Origin of the sequence: Sedimentibacter sp. MB35-C1 (genome assembly GCF_030913635.1) — a bacterium.
Taxonomy (GTDB): Bacteria; Bacillota; Clostridia; order Tissierellales; family Sedimentibacteraceae; genus Sedimentibacter.
Genome location: NZ_CP133188.1, coordinates 1,696,054 through 1,709,319, shown reverse-complemented (window position 1 = coordinate 1,709,319; position 13,266 = coordinate 1,696,054). Strand labels below are relative to the sequence as shown.

Annotated in this window: 13 protein-coding genes; 8 read left to right on the top strand and 5 right to left on the bottom strand. The window is 33.3% G+C overall.

Annotation, left to right across the window (positions count from 1 at the left end):
- Positions 1–58 precede the first annotated feature (58 nt).
- The 4 genes from RBQ61_RS08080 to RBQ61_RS08065 all read right to left on the bottom strand — a co-directional run bounded on the left by RBQ61_RS08080 (position 59) and on the right by RBQ61_RS08065 (position 3,769).
- A complete protein-coding gene (locus RBQ61_RS08080; RefSeq protein ID WP_308139976.1) occupies positions 59–547 on the bottom strand; it encodes a ferritin family protein in 489 nt (162 codons plus the stop codon).
- A 64-nt stretch (positions 548–611) separates the two neighbouring features.
- Complete coding sequence (locus RBQ61_RS08075) at positions 612–1,880, bottom strand: O-acetylhomoserine aminocarboxypropyltransferase/cysteine synthase family protein (RefSeq protein WP_308139975.1); 1,269 nt, start codon at positions 1,878–1,880, stop codon at positions 612–614.
- 50 nt (positions 1,881–1,930) lie between these two features.
- On the bottom strand, positions 1,931–3,133 hold the full coding sequence (locus tag RBQ61_RS08070; RefSeq protein ID WP_308139974.1) for an FprA family A-type flavoprotein: 1,203 nt from the start codon (positions 3,131–3,133) through the stop codon (positions 1,931–1,933).
- Between the two features lie 345 nt (positions 3,134–3,478).
- The gene (locus RBQ61_RS08065) at positions 3,479–3,769 is read right to left on the bottom strand and encodes a hypothetical protein (protein ID WP_308139973.1); all 291 of its coding nucleotides are present in this window, start codon (positions 3,767–3,769) and stop codon (positions 3,479–3,481) included.
- A gap of 139 nt (positions 3,770–3,908) precedes the next feature.
- Here RBQ61_RS08065 and RBQ61_RS08060 point away from each other — a divergent pair, with 139 nt between their 5' ends.
- Positions 3,909–4,052, top strand: coding sequence for a hypothetical protein (locus RBQ61_RS08060; protein ID WP_308139972.1), 144 nt, complete (start codon positions 3,909–3,911; stop codon positions 4,050–4,052).
- 298 nt (positions 4,053–4,350) lie between these two features.
- On the opposite strand, the gene RBQ61_RS08055 is transcribed toward RBQ61_RS08060, so the two are convergent.
- Complete coding sequence (locus RBQ61_RS08055; RefSeq protein ID WP_308139971.1) at positions 4,351–5,211, bottom strand: GGDEF domain-containing protein; 861 nt, start codon at positions 5,209–5,211, stop codon at positions 4,351–4,353.
- A 347-nt stretch (positions 5,212–5,558) separates the two neighbouring features.
- Between RBQ61_RS08055 and RBQ61_RS08050 the strand changes: the two genes are divergently transcribed.
- The 7 genes from RBQ61_RS08050 (at position 5,559) to RBQ61_RS08020 (ending at position 13,144) form a co-directional block, all read left to right on the top strand.
- Positions 5,559–5,975: a Fur family transcriptional regulator gene (locus tag RBQ61_RS08050; RefSeq protein WP_308139970.1), complete on the top strand. Its 417-nt coding sequence runs from the start codon at positions 5,559–5,561 to the stop codon at positions 5,973–5,975.
- A 29-nt stretch (positions 5,976–6,004) separates the two neighbouring features.
- Positions 6,005–6,496, top strand: a complete 492-nt coding sequence (locus RBQ61_RS08045; RefSeq protein ID WP_308139969.1) for a rubrerythrin family protein — start codon at positions 6,005–6,007, stop codon at positions 6,494–6,496.
- Between the two features lie 211 nt (positions 6,497–6,707).
- Positions 6,708–7,502 carry a xanthine dehydrogenase family protein subunit M gene (locus RBQ61_RS08040; protein ID WP_308139968.1) on the top strand — a complete coding sequence of 265 codons (795 nt, stop codon included), beginning with the start codon at positions 6,708–6,710 and terminating at the stop codon, positions 7,500–7,502.
- Positions 7,492–7,971, top strand: a complete 480-nt coding sequence (locus RBQ61_RS08035) for a (2Fe-2S)-binding protein (protein WP_308139967.1) — start codon at positions 7,492–7,494, stop codon at positions 7,969–7,971. The genes RBQ61_RS08040 and RBQ61_RS08035 overlap by 11 nt, the downstream gene beginning before the upstream one ends.
- On the top strand, positions 7,958–10,249 hold the full coding sequence (locus RBQ61_RS08030; protein ID WP_308139966.1) for a xanthine dehydrogenase family protein molybdopterin-binding subunit: 2,292 nt from the start codon (positions 7,958–7,960) through the stop codon (positions 10,247–10,249). Before RBQ61_RS08035 ends, RBQ61_RS08030 begins: the two co-directional genes overlap by 14 nt.
- 317 nt (positions 10,250–10,566) lie before the next feature.
- A complete protein-coding gene (locus RBQ61_RS08025) occupies positions 10,567–11,706 on the top strand; it encodes a tetratricopeptide repeat protein (RefSeq protein ID WP_308139965.1) in 1,140 nt (379 codons plus the stop codon).
- Positions 11,633–13,144 carry a DUF2971 domain-containing protein gene (locus tag RBQ61_RS08020; protein ID WP_308139964.1) on the top strand — a complete coding sequence of 504 codons (1,512 nt, stop codon included), beginning with the start codon at positions 11,633–11,635 and terminating at the stop codon, positions 13,142–13,144. Before RBQ61_RS08025 ends, RBQ61_RS08020 begins: the two co-directional genes overlap by 74 nt.
- The last annotated feature ends 122 nt before the right edge of the window (positions 13,145–13,266 follow it).

The window sequence follows — 13,266 nt, the reverse complement described above, 5'->3', positions numbered from 1 at the left end:
ACCAGAAAGCACCTTAAAAGATGCTTTCTGATTAATTGCATATTCATACTTTAACTTGCTACATTCCTCTGCCAAACATAGGCTGGCTTTCCTTTTTTCTTTCTAAAACTTTTTTCAGATGCTTTCTTTCTTCATTTAAAATTATTGCTACTTCATCTGAAGCCATATCAGGATACAGCCTCTGCAACTCACTTACAAATAAAACGGCATCTCTTTCAGCCTTTTCGGCAATATCGAATATCTGACTCTTAGTATATATTTTTCTCGCATTTTCAATAAGTTCTTCATCAAACAAGGAATTGCTTTCAATAAGCATATCAACATACTCTGCATCACTTTGTTCAATCTCGATTTCAATATTTTCCTGAAATTTATTTAATAATGCATTATATATTTTTTCATGTCTTTCTTCATCACTTGCTAATTGCTCGAAAAATTTCTCCCCAATCCTTGCTTCATTAGCTATAGCTCTATATAGATTTGCAGCTGATTTTTCATTCTCAGCGATAGTTTTTAATAAATTAGTTCCATTCCATTTAACAGTCATTGTGACCCTCCATATAATAATTTCATATAAATTATTACCCAGGAAAAACTAGTCTAAACATTTTTTAATCTACCTGCCCAAGAGCTTGCTCAATATCTTCAATGATATCATCAATATTTTCTATACCTACAGAAAGCCTTACAAGACCCGGCGTTATTCCTGCCGCCTTAAGCTGAGCATCTGTAAGCTGTCTGTGTGTAGAGCTTGCAGGGTGAAGTACGCATGTTCGTATGTCTGCAACGTGAACTTCATTTGAAGCAAGCTTCAATGAATCAATAAATTTTACAGCATTTTCTCTCGTTCCTTTTATTGATAATGAAATTACTCCTGAACTTCCTTTTGGAACATATTTTTGTGCTAGATGATAATATTTGTCGTTTTTCAAACCAGGGTAACATACAAACTCAATTTTATTAGACTTGCTTAAATATTCAGCTACTTTTAATGCATTGCTGCAATGCCTATCCATTCTCACGGCAAGAGTCTCAAGCCCTAAATTTAATAAAAATGCTGCATTTGCGGACGGGTATGCGCCGATATCTCTCATCAACTGAACTCTTGCTTTAGTTATATAAGCAGCTTTTCCGAAGCTCTCAGTATATACTACTCCATGATAAGATTCGTCAGGTTCTGTAAATTCAGGAAACTTACCGTTTGACCAATTAAAGTTTCCGCTATCAACGATTACACCGCCCATTTGAACCGCGTGACCATCCATGTACTTTGTAGTTGAATGAATTACTATATCCGCACCGAAATCTATCGGTCTGCAAAGATATGGCGTTGCAAACGTGTTATCAACTATAAGCGGTACATTATTTTTATGTGCAATATTTGCAAATCTTTCAATATCAAAAACCACAAGTGAAGGATTTGCAATAGTTTCTCCAAAAACAGCCTTTGTATTTTCTCTGAATTGTTTCTGAATTTCTTCATCATCAGAATCCTGGCTTACAAACGTGCATTCAATTCCAAACTTCTTCAGCGTCACCGCAAATAAATTTATAGTTCCGCCATATATTGACGAAATGCTTATAAAATGATCCCCTGCTTTTAAAATATTTAACAGACTTAGGAGAGACGCTGCCTGCCCAGATGTTGTGCATAGTGCTCCAATACCTCCTTCAAGTGTTGCAATTTTAGCCTCTACAGCAGCAACCGTCGGGTTGGATATGCGTGAATACATATGTCCTTCTGCTGTCAAATCAAATAGTTTACCTATGTGTTCGGAAGAATCATATGTATATGTAGTACTTTGGCAAATAGGCAGAACCCTTGGTTCACCGTTTCTTGGATGATATCCTTCATGAAGGCACTGAGTTTCAATTTTCATTTTTCCCTCCTGTTCAATTTTAATTCAATTTTTTCAAGATATTGTGTTTTTTATATTAAAGTTTCGTAAATATCTTCAACAAATTTATCAAGTTCCGGCTCCTGATCTTTTTTCATTGAAGATGTTATTTCGAAAGGTATTCCTGCAATTTCAACGTTTTTCATGCATCCCAAAATCTCCCGCATAACCTTAACGGCAGCAGGTGACCACGTACCGCTTCCTGCAAGACTCACTGTTCTGTTCTGCATGTTCAGAGCCTTAAGTTCATGCAGCAGCGATTCCATACCATAATATAATCCCATATTATATGTAACTGAAGCAAAAATTACATGACTGTACTTCCAAATATCAGATACGATGTACGACGGGTGAGTTTTAGAAACGTCATATACCCTGATATCCTGAACACCCTTTTGTGCAAGCTTATTAGCAATGACATTTGCAGTGTTTTCCATGTTTCCATACATTGAAGCGTAAACAATTACAACACCTTTTTTCTCAGGTTCGTACTTGCTCCATTTATTGTACTTGTCCAGTATATATTCGATATTTTTTCTCCAAACCGGTCCGTGCAACGAACAAATCATATTTATGGGACTTGATGATACCTTCTTTAATATGCTTTGAACCTGCGCACCATACTTCCCTACTATATTTGCATAATATCTCCTTGCTTCCTCCAAATAGTAATGATCAAAATCCGTCTCATCGCTGAAAATATTACCTGCCAAAGCTCCAAATGTTCCAAAGGCATCAGCTGAAAACAAAATACCTTCTGTTTCTTCATAGGTAAACATTACTTCCGGCCAGTGAACCATGGGTGCTGTAAAAAACTTTAGTTTATGTGATCCTACGTTAAGCGTATCACAATCTTTAACCTCATATGTATTATTGCTGTAATCAAAATTATAAAACTGTCCCAGAAATTGAAAAGTTTTTTTATTTCCGACAATTTTTAAGTTTGGATATATTCTGACTAATTCTTCAATACTTGCGCAGTGATCAGGCTCCATATGATTTATCACTAAGTAATCTAGGTCTCTTCCGTCAAGAACATGAGTTATATTTTCGATAAATAATCTGCTTATTGCAAAGTCAACTGTATCCATTAACACTGTTTTTTCATCTAATATTAAATATGAGTTATAGGATACTCCTTTCGGTATCGGAAACATATTTTCAAAGCGCTCAAGTCTCCTATCGTTTCCTCCCACCCAATATATACTTTCACTGATTTTTTGCACACAATGCATTCTATCACTCCTTGTTATTTATTTGATCTGTTGTATTTATTATACCACAAAAGCAAAACATGTACATTTTTTGGAAAGCTCAGTATGCATACTGTATTTCCTATTCCGCCCATTCTAAACGCAGATGTTTACATTTTTTATTATGCACGTCCGTGTAAGCCTGCATACTTCACTAATGCAATAGTCCGCTTTCTCTATTTATTTCAACACACTGACTCGCTTAATGATGCGTTAATGTATTATATCACTTATAAATAAATTTTTAAACACTTTTAAGTATTAATTTTAAATATTATGAAATTAAGGGAATTTAAGGATTAACCAAAAAAAAGAATTCTAGATATTTTAGAATTCAACAAATTTAGGTATAACACCGTCAACTTCCTTAATCTTTTCAAACAGCTCTTCAAAGCTTTTTCTGTCTCCAAATAAATGAAGCAATATAATTCCGCTCATGGAGCATTTTTCTTGATCCGTTTCATGAAACCCTACTCTTGTTTTTATTATACATCCGTATTCTGTAAGGATTTTTTGAAGATGAGGTGCTTTAGCCGCACGTTCTTCAACCTTAACTGCCAAAATTGCATACATGTAAATCACCAGCCTTTTAATATAATTTATTAATATTATTGCCATTATTCGTCAAGGCTAAACATAGATTTTTTAAAAACTTATTAAAGTAAAATCCTGTTTGATTTAATATAAATATGGAAGTCTTATTATCGTATATAAAAAAACTTTCTGCAGAAAATATAGTTGAGGTGAGAATATGAAAATGAGAAAAACACCCGGAAAATTAATGCTTGGAGTGGGTTTAACCGCAGCAGCGGTAGCAATGACTACTCCAATTGTCAGAAACATGGTGATGAATAGAAGCAGTCGAATGTCTTCTGACAAAAATTATAATTCATTACAATAAAATTCAAAATAACTGCTGGAATTGAGTGCTGAAAAATTTTAATTCAAAAAACTCAATGGCGTAACAAAAAGTCTGGCCTTGTAATAGCCAGACTTTTTGTTGTAGCAAAAATTACCATATATACATTTATAATTTAATTAATTCTATCGTAAGATGTATACTTTTTATAAATATTCCTTTTTTATTTAAGTTCTTTAAATATAAAAAAGTACCGCAAAATTGCAACTTTTACAGTACTCTTACAATAGTACCATATTTTTTAGTTTGCCCAGAAATCTGGATATTTCATATTATAAAATTAGAAGTAATATTGATTTCTTCCTTTTTTCTTTGCTTTGTACAATGCTTGATCCGCATCATTGATTAAACTTCCACCCTCGTAAATTCTTGATTCATCACATACAGCTATTCCCATACTTATTGTCAATATTCCTTCTTTAGTTGCTCCATGGGTAATTTTCAAGTCTCTTACAGATCTTAATATTCTTTCGCACACTACTGCTGCACCGTCTAAGGTTGTGTTTGGCAATACAACCGCAAACTCATCTCCTCCATACCTGGCTGCAAAGTCACCGGTTCTCTGAACCTGCTTCATAATAGCCTGCGCAACTGCTATCAAACTGTTATCTCCAGCAATATGCCCATAAACATCATTGTATTCTTTAAAAAAATCTATATCTATTATTGCCAAAGATATTGGAATATTTAACCTTTCAGATCTTCTCAGTTCATCGGTAAGCACTTCGTCAAAATAACGCCTGTTGTATATGGATGTAAGCGAATCTGTTATAGATAATTTTCTTAAATTCTCATTTGCCTTTTCTAATTCTTTATTTTTATCCAATAAATCCTTTTTCATATACCCAACTATCAATATCATTAATGGTATGAAAATAACTGACACAATTATTCTTTTTAAATTATCATCAGAGTACGAAAATAATTGATTAGGTTCCATAAACTTATAAATTGTAAACAAAATAGTCACAATTCCGCTTAACGTACCGGATAAATAACCTCCAAGAAATGTGAAATACACAAGAACAGTAAGAAGCACCACGTTTGGACTGGGGATATTAAGGATATAAACTAATACCGAAGTAGCAAGGGTTACTGTTAGGCTCATAAGCGGAATTCGTTTTTCATAATTATTTTTCATATGTTACCTCCTGAAGTTAGTTTAACTTGCTCCATTCATCCCCCTTAAATCCAACCAAGCCTGGTATTGTTACATATTGTTCATTAGTTTTTGCGGTATATTAACTAATATTTCATAATTACCCCTTTATGACAAATTTTTTTATAGTTATACCCTATTAATAAATTTTTAAAACAATAACAATAATAAATCAAGTCAAAATTTTTATCAAGGAATTTTTTGGATAGGATGTTTATTTTTATTTTAGAAATTACCTATTGACTTTTATAAAATTTAACTGTATTATTATATTGTAATCATTGCAAATTTGAAATGATTTTACGGTATAGAAAGAGGGTATTATTAAGATGGAATTTAAAGATTTACTAAATGAATTAAAAGATAATAAAATTCGTCTCTCACATCAAAGATTGAAGATCTTGGAATACCTAACGCAAAATCACAATCATCCGACTGCGGACCAAATTTATAACGGGCTTCATGATGAAGTTCCTACGTTATCTAAAACAACTGTGTACAACACTTTAAATTCATTGACAGAGGCAGGTATCGTAAGAGTCATTACAATAGAAGATAATGAAACCAGGTATGATATAACTACCGGAAATCACGGTCATTTTAAATGTGAATCATGCGGAAATATTTATGATTTCAATATTGACATTGATTCATTAGAATCAAATGAACTTAAAGGTTTCAAAATTGACAACAAAAATGTATATTTTAAAGGTCTATGCCCTCAATGTCTTTTAAGTGTAAAATAATTAATGAAATATCATGGAGGATTTAAAGAATGGAAAACAAAACATTACAAAATTTAATGGACGGATTTGCAGGAGAATCTCAGGCTAACAGAAAATATTTAGCATATGCTAAGAAAGCAGAAAAAGAAGGTAAAACAAACGCAGCTAAACTTTTCAGAGCAGCTTCAGATGCAGAAGCACTGCATGCGCAAAAGCACTTGGAAGTTGCAGGCAAAATCAAAACAACTACTGAAAACCTGCAAGACGCAGTTGCAGGCGAAACTTATGAATACGAAAGCATGTATCCCGAATTTATAAAGGCTGCAGAAGCAGAAGGAAACAAGGCAGCTATAGGAACGTTTAAATTAGCAATGGAAGCAGAAAAAGTTCATGCTAAATTATATAAGGAAGCTCTGGAAAAGATTGATGAGGCAGAAGAAGTTTTTTACTATCTATGTCCTGTCTGTGGAAACATTGAAAAGTCTATTCCTGATAAATGCAGCATTTGTGGAGTTCCGGGATCGAAGTTTATTAAGTATTAATATTGTTAACCTTACCGCTCAAATGAGCGGTTTTTTTTCGCCTATTTCTCGTGTATTTTAATCATTATTATTCGTAATAATACGAATAATTTTCGCAAATAATTCTTGATTGTTATTATATTTTAAGGTAAAATGTATTAAAATTATATACTAAATATGAAAATTTGACAGGACTATATAAAAATATTTAAGCTATTGAAAGGGGCACCACATGTTTACAATTGATAAATATATTGTAGCTGAAAGTCTGGAACAGGCTTTCGAGTTAAATAAAAACAGGAGAAACACAATTATCGGCGGTATGCTTTGGCTTAAGATGGGCAGAAAGAGAATTGGTACTGCAATAGATCTATCAGCTTTGGGTCTTAATTCAATCGTTGAAGATGAAGATAGTTTTAGAATCGGATGCATGTGCACTCTTAGGGAAATAGAAACTCACGAAGGCCTAAATAATTATTTCGGCGGTTCTCTTACTAAATCAGTAGAAAATATCGTAGGAGTTCAAATGAGGAACCTAGCAACAATCGGAGGAAGCATCTATTCAAGATTCGGCTTTTCAGATATATTGACGGCTTTATTGGTATTAGATACCTATGTTGAGTTATTTAGCGGCGGTGTTGTTTCTCTGGAAAAATATTTAGGTATGCCTCTGGATAATGATATATTGGTAAGCATAATTATAAAAAAAGACAAAAGAAAAATTTCGTATTCTAGCTACAGATTAAGTGCAACTGATTTTCCTGTTCTCACCTGTGCAGTTTCAAAAAAAGGAAATAAATGGTTTACGGCGCACGGTGCAAGACCTATGAAAGCTTCTCTAAATATATTTGAACTCAGCAGCTCACCTGACAGTGATGAAATTAATAAAATAATTTCTAACATTAAGGACAGAACTATTTTTGGGACAAACATGCGTGCAAGCAGTGAATACAGAAAAATTCTTGCAGGTGTGCTTACAAAAAGAGGCATTGAAGCAATATTGAACGGAGGAAATTATGCAGATTAAATTATGGATAAATGATAAAGAATATATAGATGATGTTTTACCTGATACTCTGCTTTTAGATTTTTTAAGATCTAAAGGTCAGCTCAGTGTAAAGAGAGGATGCGAAACTTCCAACTGTGGATTGTGCACCGTAATACTTGAAAGCAAGCCAATACTTTCATGTTCATTTTTAGCCGTTCGTGCTAATGGGCTACATGTTACCACTATGGAAGGATTGCAGGAAGAAGCTGCTGAGTTTGGTAATTTTCTCGCAGATGAAGGTGCAGAGCAGTGCGGTTTTTGCAGCCCGGGGTTTATAATGAACGTATTATCAATGGTTAAGGAATTGAATAACCCTACTGAAGATGAAATCAAAAAATATCTGGAAGGAAATCTGTGCAGGTGCACGGGCTATATGGGACAGCTGAGAGCTGTCAGAAAATTTCTGTTGCTAAAGAATAACAGGGAGGTCTCTCATGAAGTTTGTTAATAAAGGTGTCAGAAAAAAAGATTCCATTGCATTGGTAACAGGCAAACCGGTATACACAGATGATGTTACTCAAGGTTGCAATCTTGTTGTAAAACTTCTGAGGAGCCCTCATTCACATGCAATTATCAATGAAATAAATACTGAAAAAGCGAAAAAAGTACCTGGAATCGAGTGCATACTAACCTATGAGGATGTTCCTAAATCAAGATTTACCACAGCTGGACAGACTTATCCCGAGCCAAGCCCGTATGACAGACTTATTCTCGATAAAAGGCTGAGATGTGTCGGAGATCCTGTGGCAATAGTAGCAGGTTTGGATGAAAAATCAGTGGACAAGGCTCTTGGATTAATCAAAGTTAAATATGAAGTTTTAGAAGCATTGCTGGATTACAGAACAGCAATTGACAACAAGATCATTGTTCATCCTGAAGACGACTTTAAAACTCTATGCGACGTTGGTGCTGACAATAAGAGAAACATCTGCTCATCTGATGCAATGGAAGTGGGAGATGTTGAAAAAGATTTTAAAAACTGTGCTCACATAATTGAAGAGACATACACTACAAAAGCAAACAATCAGTCTATGATGGAAACCTTTAGAACTCAAACAAGCATTGACACCTACGGAAGACTTACTGTTATAACTTCAACACAGGTACCGTTCCACGTAAGACGTATACTGTCAAACGCTCTTCAGATTCCAAAATCTAAAATTCGAGTTATTAAACCGAGAATCGGCGGAGGGTTCGGTGCAAAGCAGACGATTGTAAGCGAAATTTTCCCTGCAATTGTAACTTGGAAAACAGGTAAACCGGCTAAAATGGTTTATTCACGAAAAGAGAGCTTTACCAACGGAAGCCCACGTCACGAAGCAGAGATGAAGATTAGGCTCGGAGCTGACGAAAATGGAATAATCAAAGCTATTCACATGTTTTCATTATGGAATGCAGGTGCTTACGGAGATCACGGCCCGACAACTGTCGGATTATCCGGTCACAAGGCAATGACCATATACAATGCAGCATCGTATAAATTTGAAAATGAGGTTGTTTACTCAAACACCATGGGAGCGGGTGCATTCAGAGGATACGGCGCAACTCAAGGCTTCTTTGCTTTGGAATCTGCTGTTAATGAATTGGCCGCCAAACTTAATATGGACCCTACCGTCTTGAGAATGAACAACATGCTTACTCAGAAAAATGTAGGCAAAATTATGCCCACTTACTATAATGAAGAGTTAAAAAGCTGCACTCTTGACAAGTGTATGTTAAAAGCTAAAGAAATGATAAACTGGGACGAAAAATTTCCCTCTAAAGATATAGGAAATGATAAAGTACGTTCTGTCGGCTGTGCTGTTGCAATGCAGGGATCGGGAATTTCATCATGTGATGTGGGAGCTGTTGAGATCCGATTGAATGATGAAGGCTTCTATACGCTTTTAATAGGGGCCACCGATATGGGAACAGGGTGTGATACAATTCTGGCACAAATTGCCGCCGATTGCCTAGACACAGATTATGACAATATTGTCGTTCACGGCGTTGACACTGATTTATCTCCATACGACACAGGCTCCTATGCTTCAAGCACAACTTATATTACGGGAATGGCTGTTGTTAAAACATGCGAGGTGCTAAGAGACAAAATACTATCTGAAGGTGCAAGACTTCTCGGATGCAAGCCTGAGGATGCGGAGTTTGACGGGAAACAAGTAGTGTGCGCAGGCACCGGAAAGACTATATCTCTCGCTGAAATAGGATATGCCAGCTACGTGGGCACAAACGCCTACCTTACTGCTACAAGATCTCATTTTTCACCTACATCACCTCCTCCATTTATGGCAGGTCTGGTTGAAATCGAGCTGGATAAGCTTACAGGTAAAATAGACATAATTGACTATGTGGGAGTAGTTGACTGCGGAACTGTTATAAACCCAAACCTTGCTAGAATTCAGGCTGAAGGCGGAATAGTCCAAGGAATGGGAATGACATTGTATGAAGATGTTAAGTATGACGAAAATGGAAGAATGCTAAATGACTCATTTATGCAGTATAAAATTCCTTCAAGGATGGATGTGGGAAAAATAAGAGTTGATTTTGAATCCAGCTATGAACCTACGGGACCATTTGGTGCAAAGTCAATAGGTGAACTTGTAATTAACACCCCGGCACCTGCAATCGCAAATGCCGTATACAATGCAACTAACATAAATATGCGAAGTCTACCTATAACAGGCGAGAAAATACTAACGAAAATGATTAATAACGGACAAAATTAAGTTAAAAAAGGTAATCCTTTAAAGAGGAAGTACCATAGAGATAAAATAGAAAACGCAAACTGAGTACGGAAAACAACCTTGAGGTCAACATACAGACTTCAAGGTTGTTTCCTTTTTGTGCACTGTATCGAATATTTAGTTGTACAATGCTAAATTGAAAAGTTTTCAATTTCTTTTATATATGCTGCTCTAACATAGTTTGTAAATACCAATTTAAAATGCTTTATTGAAATTTTCATTAACTCAGATAGAAAAAATATGGTCTATAGATGTATAATTATATTTAGATGAATTTCAAGTGCTAGGAGGAAGAGGTTATGGACGGTAGTGATGTAGATAAAACGGATATAAAAGGCGTATTTGAATTAGCAATGCAACTGTACAATTCAGGAGAAATTGATAAAGCAAGAGATATATGTAGAAGAATAACGGAAATACAAATCAATTTTGATAATGTTGATGAACTGTATTATAAAGGTATGAGTCATATCTATTCGATGTGGGAAACAGCCAAAGCAATTCGATGCTTTAAAAAGATATTGGAAATAGGAACAACAAATGTAAATATTATATTTGATATTGGGATATATTTATGTAATAATGGCTACCAATCAAAGGCAATTGACTGCTTTAATAAAGTATTAAATCTAACAGAAGATATAATCAAATTACATGGTATGGCATTTAAACTAGAAAAGATAAGTAAAAAAAATATTGCCTCTGAATATTATAATAAAATTTTGGACTTACAAGATAACAATGTTGAAGATAAGTATTGTAAAGGTAATGCTGCCTATTGCTTGTTTATAGACTCATTAGCAATAAAGTATTTCAAAGAAATAGTAGAAACAGATAAAAATATCCAACGTCTATATAATGCAGCAAATAAGCTTTCAATTTTACATGATTATGAAGCGACATATAAATGTCTGTCGCAAATATTAAAATTTAATCCTACTGATATTGTAATTTTATGCGGTATTACAAAGTTATTTTATATATTGCGTAAACCTAATGAAACTGTAGAATGCATTGAAAAAATACTTAAATTGCAAACAAATGATTTAATAAACTTATATGATTTAGCCGACTTTTTAGACTGTAACAAAATATTATATTCAACAAAATTGTATCAAAAAATTGTATCCATCCAAAAACCTAAATATAGCCCTCAAGAACTATATATAAAAGCAACATGTTCAATGATTTTAGGAAAGCCTAAAGATGGTATGGATAATTTTAATAAAGCTATTAAGGAAAATATAAAAGACATAAATAACATTTTTTCGCTAAATATTATCGCTTGTCGACTATTATCACTTAATAAACATGATTTTGCTATTTGTTGTTTTCAAAAAATAATAAATTTAAGTGATACAAGCAATGGCAAGAATGAGAATTCTTATTATAAAAGCATTTGCATTAAAAGTTTTAGGAAAAAAGAAAGACGCAATTGAATGCTACGAAAATATCTTAAAATTAAATGTAAGTAATATTAATCTTTTATATAATGCAGGGCTGCAATTAAATGGACTGGATAATAAAACTGCACAAAAATTCTTTGAAGAAATATCTAAACTCGATATTTCAAATTTTGATACTAACAAACTTTACATAAAAGGTATGAGTGAATATTTTTTGCACCATGAACATAAAGCAAAAGAACATTTAGAAAAAATAGATGTACAAAATTTAGATGATTCAAATATATTATTGCAAGTTGGAATAGTTCTTTCGAATTTAGATGAATGTGATTTTGCAAAAAGTTGTTTTAATAAAGTAGTTAAAATAACTCCCACATCGGAATCTGATTATATTTATATTGGCACGGCATATAAATATTTGATAGACTTAGAATCTGAAAACATTGAAGAATTAAAAAAGGATGCTGAGAAAAATTATTGGGAAGCTGTAACAAAATTTAACGAATCTATTTTTCAATTTAATCACTTTTCGCCTTTCTTATATAACTTTTTTAAAAACATTTCTGACAATGATAATAATAAGACTGATGAAGATAAGAACAAAATGTATCATTATACGAGTATAGCAGGTCTAAAAGGAATTTTAGACAAGAAAGAGTTTTGGGTCACCAAAAGTGATTTTTTAAATGATCCAAGTGAAACATCATATATTTTTAAGGTATTGGAAAAGCTTAATTATAAAGAATCTTTCATAAATAGTTTAAAAGAACAAATAAACAACGAAAAGAAAGATGTATATATTCTTTCTATGACTACTGAAAAAGATTCTCTTCCTATGTGGAAAAATTATTCTAATGATGACGGATATAATATAAAAGTAGATAAAGATAAGTTTAAAAATAGTTTTGTGAACCCGGGTACGTACATAATGGGCAAAGTTATTTATATCGACAATGAAGAAAAAAATAATAAAAAGCAGTATAAACCAATAAAACACTTGATTTCTTCTATATATAAAAGTGGTAAAACCTATCTAAAAGTAAATAATAAACTAAAAGATGAAATTATTAAGAAAACTGTATTTACGCATATTAGACTTATTTCATTATTTGTAAAACATACAGGATTTGAGTATGAACATGAATATAGATATGCGTTTATCCCTCAATTTTGGGCAAATAATAAAATATATGAAAGCGATGATAGAATCACCGATCAAAGGATTTGCAATTATAATGGAATCGTAAATTATTATCCGAATTTTAGAACTAATGGCAAGGTAGTAATACCTTATATTACAATACCAATCTATGGTCTGACTGATTCCGATAATCGAGTCATAGAGGAAATACGTTTTAGCCCTACTTTGGATGAAAATGTTGCAAAACAAGGGCTTGACGATTATTTAAAATTAAATGGTATTGCAAAGATAGATGTAAAACCATCGAGTATCCCATTCAGAAATATTTAGTTGTGATAGGTTGTAAAATGAAGTGCGCACCTTGTTAATGCAAAAAATTTTATTCAAGGATTTAAACTTGGTGTGGAACTTTCAAACGAATTACATTTCAAGAATGGCCACAGTTTTGAGAA